This is a genomic window from Nocardioides sp. QY071 (genome assembly GCF_029961765.1).
Classification (GTDB): domain Bacteria; phylum Actinomycetota; class Actinomycetes; order Propionibacteriales; family Nocardioidaceae; genus Nocardioides.
In genome coordinates, this window is sequence record NZ_CP124681.1 from 3,435,516 (window position 1) to 3,450,653 (window position 15,138).

17 protein-coding genes and 1 pseudogene are annotated in these 15,138 nt (G+C 72.3%); 7 read left to right on the forward strand and 11 right to left on the reverse strand.

Features of this window, described 5'->3' with window-relative positions:
* Positions 1-14: 14 nt before the first annotated feature.
* Both QI633_RS16610 and QI633_RS16615 read right to left on the reverse strand, forming a co-directional pair.
* A complete protein-coding gene (locus QI633_RS16610; protein WP_141798187.1) occupies positions 15-674 on the reverse strand; it encodes an alpha/beta family hydrolase in 660 nt (219 codons plus the stop codon).
* Entirely contained in the window at positions 671-1,486 is an 816-nt protein-coding gene (locus QI633_RS16615; protein ID WP_141798186.1) for an SOS response-associated peptidase, read from the reverse strand. The genes QI633_RS16610 and QI633_RS16615 overlap by 4 nt, the downstream gene beginning before the upstream one ends.
* A 50-nt stretch (positions 1,487-1,536) precedes the next feature.
* Here QI633_RS16615 and QI633_RS16620 point away from each other — a divergent pair, with 50 nt between their 5' ends.
* The 3 genes from QI633_RS16620 to rsgA are packed head-to-tail and all read left to right on the forward strand — an operon-like array spanning position 1,537 to position 4,362.
* Positions 1,537-2,049: a DoxX family protein gene (locus tag QI633_RS16620; protein ID WP_141798185.1), complete on the forward strand. Its 513-nt coding sequence runs from the start codon at positions 1,537-1,539 to the stop codon at positions 2,047-2,049.
* Positions 2,050-2,062: 13 nt separating this feature from the next.
* Positions 2,063-3,361: a 3-phosphoshikimate 1-carboxyvinyltransferase gene (gene aroA / locus QI633_RS16625; RefSeq protein ID WP_282426380.1), complete on the forward strand. Its 1,299-nt coding sequence runs from the start codon at positions 2,063-2,065 to the stop codon at positions 3,359-3,361.
* Positions 3,361-4,362 carry a ribosome small subunit-dependent GTPase A gene (rsgA, locus tag QI633_RS16630; protein WP_282426381.1) on the forward strand — a complete coding sequence of 334 codons (1,002 nt, stop codon included), beginning with the start codon at positions 3,361-3,363 and terminating at the stop codon, positions 4,360-4,362. The genes aroA and rsgA overlap by 1 nt, the downstream gene beginning before the upstream one ends.
* A gap of 114 nt (positions 4,363-4,476) precedes the next feature.
* Here rsgA and QI633_RS16635 read toward each other — a convergent pair whose 3' ends face one another.
* Entirely contained in the window at positions 4,477-4,935 is a 459-nt protein-coding gene (locus QI633_RS16635; RefSeq protein ID WP_282426382.1) for a DUF2231 domain-containing protein, read from the reverse strand.
* Positions 4,936-5,014: 79 nt separating this feature from the next.
* On the opposite strand from QI633_RS16635, the gene hisN reads away from it, so the two are divergent.
* Positions 5,015-5,923, forward strand: a complete 909-nt coding sequence (gene hisN / locus QI633_RS16640; protein ID WP_141798181.1) for a histidinol-phosphatase — start codon at positions 5,015-5,017, stop codon at positions 5,921-5,923.
* Positions 5,924-5,933: 10 nt separating this feature from the next.
* Entirely contained in the window at positions 5,934-6,365 is a 432-nt protein-coding gene (locus QI633_RS16645; protein ID WP_141798180.1) for a CBS domain-containing protein, read from the forward strand.
* A gap of 85 nt (positions 6,366-6,450) precedes the next feature.
* On the opposite strand, the gene QI633_RS16650 is transcribed toward QI633_RS16645, so the two are convergent.
* The 8 genes from QI633_RS16650 to QI633_RS16685 all read right to left on the reverse strand — a co-directional run bounded on the left by QI633_RS16650 (position 6,451) and on the right by QI633_RS16685 (position 13,595).
* Positions 6,451-7,434, reverse strand: coding sequence for an alpha/beta fold hydrolase (locus tag QI633_RS16650; RefSeq protein WP_160158220.1), 984 nt, complete (start codon positions 7,432-7,434; stop codon positions 6,451-6,453).
* Entirely contained in the window at positions 7,431-8,897 is a 1,467-nt protein-coding gene (locus QI633_RS16655; protein WP_282426383.1) for a wax ester/triacylglycerol synthase family O-acyltransferase, read from the reverse strand. The genes QI633_RS16650 and QI633_RS16655 overlap by 4 nt, the downstream gene beginning before the upstream one ends.
* The gene (locus QI633_RS16660; protein ID WP_141798178.1) at positions 8,894-10,516 is read right to left on the reverse strand and encodes an AMP-binding protein; all 1,623 of its coding nucleotides are present in this window, start codon (positions 10,514-10,516) and stop codon (positions 8,894-8,896) included. Before QI633_RS16660 ends, QI633_RS16655 begins: the two co-directional genes overlap by 4 nt.
* Positions 10,513-11,295 carry a lysophospholipid acyltransferase family protein gene (locus QI633_RS16665; protein WP_222117794.1) on the reverse strand — a complete coding sequence of 261 codons (783 nt, stop codon included), beginning with the start codon at positions 11,293-11,295 and terminating at the stop codon, positions 10,513-10,515. The genes QI633_RS16660 and QI633_RS16665 overlap by 4 nt, the downstream gene beginning before the upstream one ends.
* The gene (locus QI633_RS16670) at positions 11,292-12,137 is read right to left on the reverse strand and encodes an alpha/beta fold hydrolase (protein WP_282426384.1); all 846 of its coding nucleotides are present in this window, start codon (positions 12,135-12,137) and stop codon (positions 11,292-11,294) included. Before QI633_RS16670 ends, QI633_RS16665 begins: the two co-directional genes overlap by 4 nt.
* 144 nt (positions 12,138-12,281) lie before the next feature.
* On the reverse strand, positions 12,282-12,602 hold the full coding sequence (locus QI633_RS16675; protein WP_141798176.1) for a hypothetical protein: 321 nt from the start codon (positions 12,600-12,602) through the stop codon (positions 12,282-12,284).
* Positions 12,599-13,174 carry a DUF5994 family protein gene (locus QI633_RS16680; protein ID WP_141798175.1) on the reverse strand — a complete coding sequence of 192 codons (576 nt, stop codon included), beginning with the start codon at positions 13,172-13,174 and terminating at the stop codon, positions 12,599-12,601. The genes QI633_RS16675 and QI633_RS16680 overlap by 4 nt, the downstream gene beginning before the upstream one ends.
* 67 nt (positions 13,175-13,241) lie before the next feature.
* Positions 13,242-13,595, reverse strand: coding sequence for a DUF5994 family protein (locus QI633_RS16685; protein ID WP_141798174.1), 354 nt, complete (start codon positions 13,593-13,595; stop codon positions 13,242-13,244).
* Between the two features lie 337 nt (positions 13,596-13,932).
* Between QI633_RS16685 and QI633_RS16690 the strand changes: the two are divergent.
* Together QI633_RS16690 and QI633_RS16695 are read left to right on the forward strand one after the other, a co-directional pair.
* A pseudogene (locus QI633_RS16690) lies at positions 13,933-14,157 on the forward strand (transposase); the annotation flags it as partial.
* A 112-nt stretch (positions 14,158-14,269) separates the two neighbouring features.
* Positions 14,270-15,007 carry a transposase gene (locus QI633_RS16695; protein WP_282429311.1) on the forward strand — a complete coding sequence of 246 codons (738 nt, stop codon included), beginning with the start codon at positions 14,270-14,272 and terminating at the stop codon, positions 15,005-15,007.
* Positions 15,008-15,138 lie beyond the last annotated feature (131 nt).

Here is a 15,138-nt window from a genome sequence, read left to right on the forward strand (position 1 = left end):
GAAGCCAGAACGCCTCAGGTGCGGGCGTCATTCCCGACGACCTCGCGCACGATCCACTCGAGAGTCGACTCCACCACGATGCCCATCGCCTCGGCCTCGGTGAGCGCACCCCGCTTGGGTACGGCGAGGCCGTGGTCGGCTCCCGGGACCACGGCGAGGTCAGTGCGCCCCGGCAACGGGTCGGGAAACTCCTCGGGTCGCCCGAACGGGTCACGCTCGCCCTGCACGACCAGGGTCGGCACCCCGGCGCCGGCGAGCTCGTCGAGTCGGGAGCGCTCCGGCCTGCCCGGCGGGTGCAGCGGGAACGAGAGCGCCAGGCAGCCGGCGGCGCCGAGCTCGGCCGCGGTGCGGCAGGCCGAGCGGGCGCCGGCCGAGCGGCCACCGACGACCAGCGGGGTGCGGGTGCGCAACGCCTTCGCGGCCGCGCGCAGGCCGACGTCGAGGGTGGCCGGCGCACTGGCGACCTTGCGGCCGGCGCGGCGCCAGGGCTGCTCGAAGCGGGCCACGCTGATCCCCTGCCCCGGCAGCTGGGCGGCCAGCGCCTCGAGGTCGCGGGCGTCGATGCCGCCGCCGGCGCCGTGGCTGACGAGCAGGGTGGCCACCGGCCCGCGGGCCCGGCGGACGACGAGCCGGCCCTCGCCGTACGGCGTCTCGACGATGCGCTCGTCGCTCACAGCAGGGTGCCCTGTCCGTCGTCGGGCTCGCCCTGGTCATCGGCGAACGGGATCGGCTCGACCAGCTCGGGGCCGTTGTTGGCGACGTTGCCGACCGCCGTCGAGACGGGGTACGCCGTCAGGCCGGTCTGCTGGGCCGGCCGCAGCGACTGAAGCAGTCCGGGCAGGTCGCCCGCCGGTGTGCGCGGGTCGAGCCACTCGTGGCGCCGCTCGGGCTCGACGAGCAGCGGCATCCGGTCGTGGATCCGGCCGAGGTCGTCGGTGGCCTCGGTGGTCAGGATCGTGCAGGTCCAGCGGAACCGGTCGTCGGCGTCCTCGGCCTTCGACGGGTCACGCCAGATCTCGTAGAGGCCGGCCATCGCCAGGCTCGTGCCGTCGCCGGAGGTGATGAAGAAGGGCTGTTTCGCAGGTCGACGGGTCTTCCCCTTCGCGGTCGTCGATGAGTGCTGCGTCTCGTACCACTCGAAGTAGCCGTCGGCCGGCACGATGCAACGGCGGGCGGCGAACGCCTTGCGGAAGGCGGGCTTCTCGGCGACCGTCTCCATCCGGGCGTTGATCATCCGGCTGCCGATGCCGGCGTCCTTGGCCCACGACGGGACCAGGCCCCAGCGCAGCGCGCGCAGCTGGCGGGTCGGCTCGTCGGTCCGGTGGCCCTCGGCGTCCCGGGAGGCGCGCTCCATCACGGCGTACACCTCGTCGGTCGGAGCGACGTTCCAGGAGGGTGGGATCGCCCGCTCGAGACGCGGGTCGAGCACCTCGAACTCCTCCGCGAGGTCCTCCGGGCTCCGGCTGGAGGCGTAGCGGCCGCACATGGCCGTCAATCTATCGGTCTGCGCGGACAGTGCCCGGGTACCGACCGGCCATGGCTCTGAGCAGACTGATCGCCCGACCGCTGCTGGCGTCGTACTTCCTCGCCAACGGTGCCCAGGACCTGCGCGAGGCTCCCGCGCTGGCTGCACAGGCGGCACCCGTGACCGAGACGCTCGCGCCGGCGCTGGACAACGCGACCCCGGAGAGCGTCTCCGTGCCGCGCGACCCCGTGCTGTGGGTGCGGGCCAGCGGCGCGGTGCAGGTCGTCGCCGGCCTGGCACTCGCGACCGGCCACTTCCCGCGGCTCTCCGCCGCGCTGCTCGGCGGGACCCTGGTGCCGTCGACCGCTGCGCGGTACCGGTTCTGGGAGGCCACCGACAAGGAGCAGCGCCGCGAGCAGCTGACCCACTTCGTGAAGAACACCGCCCTCGCCGGAGGCCTGCTCATCGCGGCGCTCGACACCGCCGGCAAGCCGGGGGTCGCCTGGCGGGCCCGGCACGCCACCCACGACGCTCGGCGCGAGGCCGCGCTGGTGGGCGCCCGGGTGAGGGCGCGGGTCTCCTAGACTCAGCCGGGAGATGACGACTCCCGCCACGCACGCCGACCCCTGGCCCGCGCCCACCACCACCGGGCCCCTCGACGCGACGGTGACGCTGCCGGGCAGCAAGTCGCTCACCAACCGGGCGCTCGTGCTCGCGGCGCTGGCGGACGGGCCGTCCGTCGTACGCCGGGCGCTGCGCTCGCGCGACACCCTGCTGATGGCGCAGGCGCTGACCTCACTGGGTGCCCGTGTCGACACCTCGGGCGACGACTGGACCGTGACCCCGCTCGACGGTGCCGTCGCCGGCGACCGGGCGTCGGTGGACTGTGGGCTGGCCGGGACCGTCATGAGGTTCGTGCCGCCCGCGGCCGGGCTGGTGCGCGGGGAGGTCGCCTTCGACGGCGACGAGCACATGCGCAAGCGGCCGGTCGGCGAGATCCTCGCTGCCCTGCGTGGGCTCGGGATGGCGATCGACGACACCGACGGCGCGCTGCCGTTCACGGTGCACGGCGCGGGAACAGTGCCGGGCGGGACCGTCGTGATCGACGCGTCGGCGTCCTCGCAGTTCGTCTCGGCTCTGCTGCTCGCGGGCGCGCGGTTCGAGGCGGGAATCGACGTGCGTCACGACGGCAAGCCGATCCCCTCGCTCCCCCACATCGAGATGACGATCGCGATGCTGCGCGACCGCGGTGTCGCGGTCGACGACGGCGACGCGAACCGGTGGGCGGTCGCCCCCGGCCCGATCGCGGCCCACGACGAGGCGATCGAGCCCGACCTCTCCAACGCCGCGCCGTTCCTGGCGCTGGCGGCCGTGTCCGGCGGCTCGGTGCTGGTGCGCGACTGGCCGAGCGCCACCACCCAACCGGGCGACACGCTGCGCGACCTGCTGGCGCGGATGGGCTGCACGGTCGAGCGGGAGTCCGACGGGCTGCGGGTGACGGGACCCGCCGACGGCTGGCGCGGGCTGCAGGGACTGGACGCCGACCTGCACGACGTCGGGGAGCTCACGCCCGCGATCGCCGCGCTCTGCGCGCTCGCTCAGACGCCCTCGCACCTGACCGGCATCGCCCACATCCGTGGCCACGAGACCGACCGGCTGGCCGCGCTGGCGCACGAGCTGGGTGCGCTCGGCGCCGACGTCGTCGAGCACGCCGACGGGCTGACCCTGCGCCCGGCGGCGCTGACGGGCGGCGTGTTCCACACCTACGCCGACCACCGGATGGCCCACGCCGGCGTGATCGTCGGCGCCGCGGTCCCCGGCGTCCTCGTCGAGAACGTCGCGACCACCAGCAAGACCTTCCCCGACTTCGCCGGCTTCTGGTCCGGGCTGTTCTGATGCCGCGGTACGACGAGCACGACGTCGAGCACTACGAGCGTCCGCGTCGTCGTACCCGCCCCCGGACCAAGGATCGCCCCACCCACGACGACGCCGTCGAGGGTCTCGTCGTCACCGTCGACCGCGGCCGGTTCACGCTGCTCATCGACGACCGCACCGTGCTGGCCATGAAGGCCCGCCCGCTGGGCCGCAAGGGCGTGGTCGTCGGCGACCGCGTGCGCGTGGTGGGCGACGTGTCCGGTGCCGACGGCTCGCTCGCGCGGATCGTGGAGGTGCTCGAGCGCAGCAGCACGCTGCGCCGTACCGCTGACGACGACGACCCGGTCGAGCGCGTCATCGTCGCCAACGTCACCCAGCTCGTCGTCGTCACCGCCCTCGCGGACCCCGAGCCCCGGCCGCGGTGGATCGACCGCGCCCTGGTGGCGGCGTACGACGGCGGGATGGCGCCGCTGCTGTGCCTCACCAAGGCGGACCTGGAGGACCCCGAGACCCTGCTGGCGACGTACCGGTCGCTGGGGGTGCCGTGGGAGGTCACCCGCCGCGGCGCCGACCGCGCGATCATCGGCCTGGACGCGCTGCACGACCGGCTGCGCGGCGAGACCAGCGTGCTGATCGGGCACAGCGGCGTCGGGAAGTCCACGCTGGTCAACGCGCTGGTCCCCGACGCGCGCCGCGAGACCGGGCACGTGAACGCGGTGACCGGTCGGGGCCGGCACACGTCGACGTCGGCGCTGATGCTGCCCCTGGCCGACGGTGACGGCTGGATCATCGACACCCCCGGCATCCGGTCGTTCGGTCTCGCGCACGTCCAGCCCGAGCACCTGATCGAGGCGTTCCCCGACCTCGACGAGATGACCGAGGACTGCCCGCGCGGCTGCACCCACGGCGAGGACGAGCCCGAGTGCGGGCTCGACGAGGCCGTGGCGGCCGGTGAAGCCGATCCGGAGCGCGTGGCCTCGTTCCGGCGGCTGCTCGCCGCGCGGTCGGTCACCGACTACTGACCCGTCGAGTTGCCGCATCCTCACCGTCGAGTTGCCGCATCCTCACCGTCGAGTTGCCGCTGCCGGAAACTCAACGGCGAGTTCGGGGCAACTCAACGGTGAGGATGCGGCAACTCAACCGTTGAAGCCGCCCCAGACCGCCTTGGCGCCCGCGTCTCCGGTGAGAGCGACCAGCACGATGACGGCGACCGCGCCGGCGGCGAGAAGGACGCCGAGCAGCCAGCGCAGCGCGCCCTCCTTGGGGTGGAGCAGGCCGGAGACCAATGCGACGACGCTGAACCCGATCGAGGTCCACAGCAGCTTGAGCGCCAGCGAGTGGTGGTGGTCGATCTGGCGGGTGATCTCCGAGGGCGGCGTCGAGAAGAACTCGTTGGCGTCGCGGAAGCTGTTGCCCGAGACGAACGCCAGCACCACCGCGCCGATCGCGATCACGGCACCGACCACGAGCGGCCAACGCAGGCGGTCGCGCCAGGACGGCACGAGGGAGGCGAGGGCGAGGAGGGCGACGAGCGGCGCGAGCACCACGGCGGCGTGAACGGCGAGCGGGTGCAGCGGAAGGCCGTTGATCTCCATGGTTGAATCCTGCACGACCGCTGGTCACGGGAGCCGCACCCGCGCCGGTCGCGCGGCGCCCGACGGCTAGGGTGCCCCTGTGGCTGCCCCCGACTACACCGACGACCTGCGTCTGGCGCACCTGCTCGCCGACGACGCGGACTCGCTCACCCAGGCCCGGTTCCGCGCGCTCGACCTGCACGTGATGAGCAAGCCGGACCTGACGCCGGTGACCGACGCCGACCAGGCGGTCGAGGAGTCGATCCGCCGTACCCTCTCCAAGGCGCGCAGCCGCGACGCCGTCACGGGCGAGGAGCAGGGCACCTCCGGGCACTCGCAGCGACGCTGGATCATCGACCCGATCGACGGCACCAAGAACTACGTGCGCGGCGTGCCCGTGTGGGCCACGCTGATCTCGCTGGCCGTCGACGACGAGGTCGTCCTCGGCGTGGTGTCGGCGCCCGCGCTGCAGCGCCGCTGGTGGGCCTCGGCCGGCCAGGGCGCGTGGACCGGCAAGTCGCTGATGAAGGCGACCGAGTGCCACGTGTCCGACGTACGACGGCTGGAGGACGCCTCGTTCTCGTACTCCTCGATCAGCGGCTGGGAGGATCGCGGTCTCGGCGAGGACATGCTGGCGCTGATGCGCCGGGTCTGGCGGACCCGGGCGTACGGCGACTTCTGGTCCTACATGCTCCTCGCTGAGGGCGCCGTCGACATCGCGGCCGAGCCCGAGCTCGAGGTCTACGACATGGCTGCGCTCGACATCATCGTGCGCGAGGCGGGCGGCCGGTTCACCTCGCTGGAGGGCCGCGAGGGCCCGTGGGGCGGCAACGCGCTGGCCAGCAACGGACACCTCCACGAGGCCGCGCTGTCCTTCCTCGGCAGCGTCAGCGACCTCGACGACGACCCCGACTGGCCGCGTACCGGACCGGGCAGCGTGTCCGACCTGCGCTCCCGCCGGCACCGCGTGTCGGACGAGGGCAGTGACGACGAGGGCGACGCCGAGTAACCTGCGTCACATGCGCATCGCTGACGTGCTCCAGTCGAAGTCGCTTCGCGACGTGGTCACCATCAGTCCCGAGGCGGGGGTCCGCGAGCTGCTCGCGCTCCTCTCGGAGCACAACATCGGTGCGGTGGTGGTGAGCTCCGACGGCACCTCGCTCGACGGGATCGTGTCCGAGCGCGACGTCGTACGCCACCTGCACAGCGACGGCACGGTCATCAACAACGTCGTCTCGGCGATCATGACCACCGAGGTGAGCACCTGCTCCCCCGACGACGACCTCGACGAGGTCCTCGCCGTGATGACCGAGCGCCGGTTCCGCCACATCCCCGCCACCGACGGCGATCAGGTGGTCGGCATCGTCAGCATCGGCGACCTGGTCAAGCACAAGATCGACCAGCTGCAGTTCGAGCGCGACCAGCTCGACAACTACGTGCATCAGAGCTAGGGACCCAGGAAAGTCCGGGCAGCACCTCACCCGGTTTCGAGACGCGTCACTCGGCCCTCGCAGGCTCGGGCCGAGCCGACGCTCCTCAACCTTCGGCCGTGTCTCGTGTCCTCGCAAGCTCGGACACGACGCCCTCGACGGCGGCGAGGAAGACCGGGCGCCACCGGTGCACGTCGAAGACCACCGAGGCGTGGCCGCCGGGCGTCTCATGGACACTCGCGCCGGGAATGGCGGCGGCCATGGCGCGCTGGCGTGAGGTCGCGATGGCGTGGTCGCGGCCGGTGACGACGACGGCGGTGGGGACGTCGATCTCGCCCAGCCAGGGCCGCGCGTCGAAGCCGCCGAGGGCGCCGAGCACCTCGGGCATCGCCCAGGCGCTGGTGCTGCGGAACTCACCCCAGGCCCAGGTCGACATCTCGTCGCCGACGTGCCGGTCCTCGCCGAGGCCGGCGCGCACCTCGCGCACCCGCTCGCGGAAGTGGTCGCGGAACCGGTCGTTGGCCCGGCCGAGCGTCGGGTAGAACACCGCGTCGCCGCGGCTCTCGTTCCAGCACGCCGCGGTCGAGGCGAGCACCAGCCCGGCCGTGCGCCGGGGGTGCCGGCGCCAGAACAGCTGGGCCAGGGCGCCGCCCATGGAGTAGCCGACGGCGACGACCGAGGCGATGCCGAGCTCGTCGAGGACGGCGGCCGCGTCGTCCACGCAGTCCTCGAGGGAGAACCGCTCCGAGACGATGCCGCGGCCGTGCCAGCGCTGGTCGAGCATCACGACGCGATGGCTCGCCGCGAGCTCGTCGAGGGTGCTGAACCAGGTGAGGTACGACGTCGTGGCCAGCCCGTGGAAGAGCAGCAGCGTCGGTGCGCCGGGAGCCGGCTCCCCCGTGTCGACGACGAAGGTCTCCCCCCGCCCGGGCAGCTCGACCAGGCGTCCGGGCGGCAGCGTGGGCAGCGCCGGGAAGCGCTGGGTACGACGGATGCCGGTCCGTACGCCGTACACGGCGGCGCCGCCGACAGTGCGGACGGCGGTCCGGCCGACGGTCAGGCCGACGGACTTGATGACACGAGCGGTCACGCGGGGTTCCTTCGCAGGGTGGGGGCCGCCGCGGGCGGCTCGAGGTCGAGCTCGGCCAGGGCAGCGGGGAGGTACGACGCCAGCACGTGGACGTCGGGCAGCAGGTCGGGGCAGGCCAGGAGCGAGAAGTTCATCCGGTCGACGTAGGACCAGACGGTGACGTTGAGCCCGATCCCGTCGACGAGGGGGCCGACGCTGAACAGGTCGGCGAGGCGAGCGCCACCGACGGTGGCCGGCTCGCGGGGGCCGGGGACGTTGGAAACGATCGCGGAGAAGGCGGCGGGATGCCAGGACGCCGCGTTCAGCCGCGAGTAGGCGCGCACCGCCGCCGCGAACGGCCGCGGCGGGGTGAACTGCGACCAGTCGGCGAGGATCGAGGAGCCGAGCTGGGCGTTGATCCGCTTGGCGTCGGCGGTGGTCCGGGCGATGGTCCGCAGCCGCTCGACCGGGTCGTCGACGTCGGTGGCCAGGGTGGTGAACAGATTGGAGACCCGGTTGCCGCCGAGACGGGGTACGGCGTCGCGCTCGTCGGCGCTCACCGGGACGCCGGCCAGCAGCGAGGACGCCGGCCGCTCGTCGTGCTCGGCCATCCAGCGGCGCAGGGCACCCGACGTGATGGCGAGGACGATGTCGTTCAGGGTCACCTCGAGGCCGGCGGCCCGGTGCTGGGCCCGGACCCGCTTGAGCTCGGCGAGCGGCAGCGTGACGGTCGCGAAGGAGCGCAGCGGCGTGAGGGCGCCGTTGAAGGACACGCGGGGCGCGTGCAGCACGGGCACCGGAGATCTCGCACCGGCCCGCCGCTCGCGGACCACGCCGAGGATGCCGAGCAGGGTGCGCAGCAGCAGCGCCGGGATGGAGGTGATCTGGGCAGCTGCGTCGGCCCAGGCGTGCCGGAGCAGGTTGATCCTGCTCGGCAGCCGGTCGGTCGAGGCGTACTCCTCCTGGACCGCCTCCGGCGTGGCCGCGGAGCGCACGTCGGTGACATTGGCGAGCAGCGCGTTGGCGGCGGCTCCGTCGGCGAGGGCGTGGTGCATCTTGCCGACGACGGCGACCCGGCCGCCCTCGAGTCCCTCGCAGTAGTGCAGCTCCCACAGCGGCCGGTCGCGGTGCAGCGGGGTGCTGGCGATCATGCCGATGAGCTGCTCCAGCTCGCGCATGGTGCCGTCACCGCCGACACGGTGGCGCCGGATGTGGTGAGGTACGTCGATCCGCGGCTGGGTCACCCACACCGGGTGGTTGAGCCCGAACGGCACCTCGACGACACGGCGGCGCAGCGGTGGCAGCCGCTTGAGGCGGGCGAGCATGCCGGCCACGAATGCGTCGTACGTCAGGGCGTCGTCGGCCTCGAGCACCGCGATCTTGAGCGTGTGCATGTGGACCGACGGCGTCTCCATGTAGAGGAATCCCGCGTCGATCCCCGCCATCCTCTCGATAGCTGGTCGCTCGATCGCCGGGCGGGTCACGACGCCACCCCCGGCAGCTCACGGACCATGATCTTGCCCGAGGCGTTGCGGGGCAGCGCGTCGAGGAGGACGACGTCGCGCGGCACCTTGTAGCCGGCGAGCCGGTCCTTCACGTGGGCGCGGAGCTCGTCAGGAGTGGCCTCCCCCGAGAGGGCGACGTACGCCGCCAGCCGCTGGCCGAACGCCTCGTCGTCCACACCGATGACGACCACCTCGCGCACGGCGGGGTGGGCGCCGAGGACCTTCTCGACCTCGATCGGGTACACGTTCTCGCCACCGGAGACGATCATGTCGTCGTCGCGGCCCACGACGTAGAGCCGGCCGGCAGCGTCGAGGCGTCCGACGTCGCCGCTGACCATGTAGCCGTCGATGAACTCCTTGGACGCGCCGGCGGTGTAGCCGTCGAACGGCGAGGCACCGCGGACCAGGATCCGGCCGACCACGTCGGTCCCGACCTCACGCCCGGCGTCGTCGACCACTCGGAGCAGGGTGCCGCGCACGGCCCGGCCCGCGGTGTCGGCGGCGTGGCGCAGGTCGGCGGGCTGGGCGACGCTGATCTGGCCGGCCTCGGTGGCGTTGTAGCTGTTGTGGACCAGGTCGCCGAAGCGGTCCATGAACGCGGTCACCGACTGCGGCCTCATCCGCGACCCGCTGGCCGAGACGAAGCGCAGGGAGCGCAGCGCGTAGCGGTCCAGCGTGGCCGCCGGCAGGTCCATGATCCGCTCGAGCATGACGGGTACGACGCTGAGCCCGCTCGCGTCGTGCTCCTCGACCAGCGCGAGGGTCGCCTCGGGGTCGAACCTGCGCCGCGTGACGACGGTGCAGGTCATCGTCGCGGCGATGACCAGCTGCCCGAAGCCCCAGGCGTGGAACATCGGCGCCGCGACGACGACCGTCTCCTCGCCGCGCCACGGGATCTTCTCCAGCATCCCCGCCAGCTCGTCCGCGCCGCCTCCACTGCGTCGCGCCCCCTTCGGCGTCCCTGTCGTGCCGGAGGTCAGCAGCACCACGCGCCCCCGCCGCGCCGGCTTCGGCGGCACCTGGCCGGCGTGCTCCGCGATCAGGCCGTCGATGCTCAGGACCCCCGCGGGGACGGGGGAATCGGTCCAGCCGAGGAGCTCGACCAGCCCGTCGACCCGGGCCCGAGCGTCGGCGACGACACCGGCGAACTCCTCGTCGTACAGGATGACGCGGGCTCCCTCGCGCTCCATCACGTCGGCCAGCTGCGGCCCGGAGAAACCGGTGTTGAGCAGCAGCGCGCTCGCGCCGAGCCGCGAGCTGCCGATCAGCGCGTCCACGAAGCCGCGGTGGTTGCGGCACAGGATCGCGACGGTCTCGACCGGCCCGCCGGTGACCTCGAGCAGGCCCGCTGCCAGGGCGGCGGAGCGGTCCTGCAGGTCCTGCCAGCTCAGCGTGCCGCGCTCGTCGACGAGGGCCGGGCCGTGCGGGCGTCGTACGGCGGCCAAGGCGAAGCTCGTCGTCGCGTTCGTGCCCTGCTGGCGCAGGATCCGCGCCAGCCGGACGTACTTCGCCGGACTCATCGGCACCAGCATCCGGCTGGTGACGAGCATCCGGAACACCCACAGCTGGGTGCGCAGCCTGGCGAGCACGGCCTTCACCCCAGCACCGGGAAGCGCCGCTTGCGCGCCATCTCGGCCAGCGCGTCCTCCATCCGGCCGCGGACGACGCGGTCGACCTCGGCGAGGTCGGGATCGGGCCCGAACTCCGCCTCGACGTCGATCGGATCGAGCACCCGGGTGGTGATCTTGGTCGGCAGCGGCAGGTTGAGGGGCGCCGGGAACAGCCCGAAGGGGAAGCCGAAGCCGATCGGGAACAGGTCCGTGCGCATCACCTTGCGCAGCGGCGAGCGCTTGCCGATCCACTCGCCTCGGGTCAGGAACAGCTGCGACTCCTGGCCGCCGATCGAGACGACCGGGACGATGGGTACGCCGGCCCGAAGGGCCGTGCGGAGGTAGCCGGTGCGCCCGTTGAAGTCGACGACCCTCGACTGCAGCGTGGGGCGGAACGTGTCGTGGTCGCCGCCCGGGAAGACGATGGTGACGCCGCCGCTGGTGAGGATCTCGTGAGCCGCCTCGCGGGTCGCGTTGACGAACCCGAACCTCCGCATCACCGGACCGGCCGCACCCGTGAAGAGCATGTCGTGGGCCAGGCAGTACAGCGGCCGCTCGGCGCCGAACGCGTCGGCGAAGGCGACGGCGATGATCGGCACGTCCATCGGCGTCAGGCCGCCGGAGTGGTTGCCGACGATGAGAGCGCCACCGTCGGGAACCTTCTCCATGCCGCTCACGCTGGAGCGGAAGTAGGCCCGCATCGCCAGCTTGAGCAGCGGCAGTGCCTTGGCGACGTACGCCGGGTCGCGGCCCGCGAGCGCGCTCACGATGCGATACCCGGTACCAGCCCCGGCACCAGCCGCGACCAGGCGAACGCCCGCCACGCGGCCGGGTCCTGGCGCAGCCGGTCGACGACGACCGAGAGCACGAGCGGGTTGGCGACCATGCCGGCGTGGCTGCTGACCACCTCGACGTTCTCGGCGGGAGCCCTCCCGGGACCGCCGTCCTGCTCCTCGACCGTGCAGCCGCGCCACGGGACGATGCCGTCGGTCCTCGACCAGACCGCGGTCAGCGGCACCGGGACCGGGCCTCGGAGCCGGTCGACGATCTCGCGGGCGTCGGCGACGATGCCGTGCCTCTCGCGCGACTTCTCGAACATCCCGGTGGCGCGGGTGCGCTCCCCCTCGGCCCGCCACGGCGAGCCGAGGCAGACCACCTGGCGGACCCGGTCGGGGTGCTCGTGGGCCAGCCAGCGGGCCAGCAGGCCGCCGAAGCTCCAGCCCACGACGGCGACCGGCTCGTCGTACCGGTCCGCGATCTCGGCGAAGCGTCGCGGCAGGCCGGTGACGATCCTCTCGGTGAGGCCGTGGTTGCTGCCCAGGTTCCAGCCGTGGACGTCCCAGCCGCGCTGGGCGAGGTGTCCGCGGAGCCGCCCGGTGAGCCGGTCGTTGGCCGAGAAGCCCGGAAGCACGAGCACCGGCCGGCCATGGCCGAGGTCGCGCTCGCCCGGCAGTACCGGAGCGGTGGCCGTGCGGGCGAGGTCGACGAGGCGGGACGCGCCGTACTCCACGCTCCAGCGCGGCAACTCGAGCAGGAGCAGCCCGCGGTGCGGTCCGCCGCCGTCGGGCGCCCCGGCGCCGTGGTCGTTGAAGTCGTACACCTTGCTCACCCCATGTAGAACACGTTCTAGTTTCTACGAGTATCCCCACAGGTGACGCCCCGGAGCAAGGCTCCGCCCCGGTCCGGGACGGAGATCACAGGACCGGTCCAGACCAGTCGTCGGGCTACGGCGCGCAGGCGCGCCGCAGCCCGCTCACGGGCCGATGGCTGCGCCGGCGAGGCCGGCCATCCTTCTCGCCGCGTCACCGGCCTCTGCTCTCGTCGCGAACCAGTCCCCAGAAACGGCGACCCGCTCACCGGAAGCATCCCAGGCGGTCCAGCGCCACGAGCTCCCTGCACGCTCCTGAAGCCGGAACTCACGGCCGTCGGGCTCCAGCCGGAACCGGTGCGCCGCGTGGTCGGCGATCGCCAGGCTCGCGAACGTGACGCCTGACCAGGCGAGAACGAGACCGTCGTCGTCGATGAGCCACCACGCCGCCTCTCGGGCAACCGATGACTCGACCAAGAACCTCATCCGTTCCGGATCTCCGTCCGGAAGGACGGAGCAACCCTGCCGTCGCCCCACCAGTGGCCGCCGTCGTCCTCCCAGTGGTCGGCCGGATCGACGTCCTGATGCTCGGACACGACGGACAGCAGGTCGCCGGCAGCATCCGAGTTGCCTGGTGTCGCAGCCGCCAGCAGCGCCTCGGCGCCCTGACCTTCGCTGAAACCCGGAGGAATCACGAGGACGTGGAGCACGGTGCGGTCGGCAGTCTTCAGGTCGATGAGGTGCGTGTCATCGCCGGGGAACGACCCGACCTTGACGTACCCGCCTTCGACGCCCACCTTCCGCGGCGCGGGATCCCAGTCGGGTGGGGAGAACAGAGCTCGCACCACGCGACCGCTGGCGAGCGGGAAGTGGTCGACCAGGTCTGCCAGCTCCACCGTGAGGTCCCGGCTCTGCGGCCACCAGCCCCCGTCGAGCCGGTTGCCCTCCCCCTTCCGGGCCATGCGAAGCCGGAGCGGCTGGCGGACGGGCGCCTGCGCAGGACCACGACCCTCCGTCAGGTCGGGGGCGGGAAGAGCGGGTGTGCCTGGCGTCGTCATGACGGCCACCTCTCGACCGGTCCGGGCGTCCAGGAGTGGGCCTCAGGGTGACCGGTCACCTCCGACGCTACCGTGCATCGCCAACACCCTCCGGCTTCGCGGCAGCGTCCGGATCGAACACCTCGTCACGGAGCCTGTCCGGCCACACGATGCGGATCCGCAGCACCTCGGAGGTGTGCAGACGGATCAGCACCACCCCGCGTCCGCGGGCCTCGGGAAGGAAGCCGACCTTGACCCGGCCGTGCCGGGTGAAGATCTCGCTCGCGGCGACGCCCCAGTCGCCCGGAGCGTAGACCAGGCGGTCGACGCGACCCCGATCCGCCGGGAACTCGTCGATCAGGTGCGCTCCCTCGCGGACCAGGTCGCGGCCGTAGGGCAGCCAGATCCCGTCGGCGACGGCACCGTGGGGCGCGTCGGTCAACCGCAGTCTCAGGAGTCCGAGCGCGTCGGGATACCTGTGTGGGTAGTGGAATCTGGGCGCACCCATGGTGCCGCCTCTCGTCGCGCTCATCACGGCACCGGACGTGCCGCAGGAGCCTCTTGAGCCAACGGTACGTCAGGCAGGCCCGCCCACGTTCGATCCGGGGACAGCGCCAGCCGACCTTGCGGGCCGCGCCCACAATCTCGAGCATGCGAGCGTCCGTGCCCGATCGCCGGAGATTGCCGAGACGACGACCTGGTAAGAGTCCCCGGGAGTGGTGGGTTTGAGGGACCACGGCGGGGCTGTCTGAGGTAGACGGCCATCGGCGGGATCTTCGGTGTGTAACGGCCAAGCACGCACTGAAGGAGAACCACTGATTGCCTTGCCCCAGTCTGCCCTGTCCGAGCTCCTCGAGGCGCTCCGCACCGGCGACGGCGTCGACCTGCGTGAATCGGTCCGCGTCGCGCTCCAGGAACTGATCGAGATCGAAGCGACCGAACGCATCGGCGCCGCACCCTACGAACGCACCCCCGAACGGGTCACAGAACGCAACGGCCACCGGCCACGGATGCTCACGACCAAGGCCAGCGACGTCGAGCTGCGCATCCCCAAACTCCGCAAGGGATCGTTTCTACCCGTCATCCTCCGAACCCCGCCGCCGCATCGACCAAGCCCTGCCATGGTGGTACGCGGTCGTGATGGAGGCCTACGTCCACGGCGTATCCACCCGCAGCGTCGACGACCTGGTCGAAGCCATGGGCTCCGATTCGGGCATCTCCAAGTCCGAAGCGTCCCGGATCTGCGCCGGCCTGGACGAGCAGGTCGGGGCGTTCCACACCCGGCCGCTGGACCACATCGAGTTCCCCTACGTCTACCTCGACGCGACCTACCTCAACGTCCGCAACATCACCTCCCAGGTGGTGTCCATGGCGGTCGTGGTCGCCACCGGGATCGCCGCCGACGGCTCACGCGCGCAGATCGGGGAGGACGAGACGTTCTGGCGCGGCTTCCTCGCCACGCTGAAGCAGCGCGGACTGCACGGGGTCAAGCTCGTCATCAGTGATCAGCACGCCGGCCTGGTCAAGGCCCTGAAGCGGTCGTTCCAAGGCGCTGGCCACCAGCGGTGTCGAGTGCACTTCGCCCGCAACCTGCTCGCCCACGTACCGAAGTCGCACGTCCACCCGTCATGGGATGGTCGCCGCAGTGTTCCGCCCCGCGTTCGCACAACCCGACGCCGACGCGGTCGCCCTGCGTGGGACGAGGTCCGCGACCAGCTCACCAAGTCGTTCCCCAAGATCGGTCCGCTGATGGACGAGGCGAAGGCCGAAGTGCTGGCGTTCGCGACGTTCCCGCGAGCGCATCACCTCAAAGCCCACCACCCCACGGGACTCTTTCGGTCGCTGACCGCCTAGATCCCTCGGTTCACCGGACGTGTGTCCGGACTTCGGGCCCAGATCAGCCCGACCCGTTGACCGCGACGGCCGCGACCTCACACGGTGCCAGTGCGCACCTCCCCGGAGTGCCCGTTCATCCTCGCAACACC

Coding starts and splice junctions, on each gene's coding strand:
- QI633_RS16675 (WP_141798176.1), bottom strand. CDS start 12,602: ATGAGGTTCTTGGTCGAGTCATCGGTTGCCCGAGAGGCGGCGTGGTGG.
- QI633_RS16680 (WP_141798175.1), bottom strand. CDS start 13,174: ATGACGACGCCAGGCACACCCGCTCTTCCCGCCCCCGACCTGACGGAG.
- QI633_RS16620 (WP_141798185.1), top strand. CDS start 1,537: ATGGCTCTGAGCAGACTGATCGCCCGACCGCTGCTGGCGTCGTACTTC.
- QI633_RS16635 (WP_282426382.1), bottom strand. CDS start 4,935: ATGGAGATCAACGGCCTTCCGCTGCACCCGCTCGCCGTTCACGCCGCC.
- rsgA (WP_282426381.1), top strand. CDS start 3,361: ATGCCGCGGTACGACGAGCACGACGTCGAGCACTACGAGCGTCCGCGT.
- aroA (WP_282426380.1), top strand. CDS start 2,063: ATGACGACTCCCGCCACGCACGCCGACCCCTGGCCCGCGCCCACCACC.
- QI633_RS16645 (WP_141798180.1), top strand. CDS start 5,934: ATGCGCATCGCTGACGTGCTCCAGTCGAAGTCGCTTCGCGACGTGGTC.
- QI633_RS16615 (WP_141798186.1), bottom strand. CDS start 1,486: ATGTGCGGCCGCTACGCCTCCAGCCGGAGCCCGGAGGACCTCGCGGAG.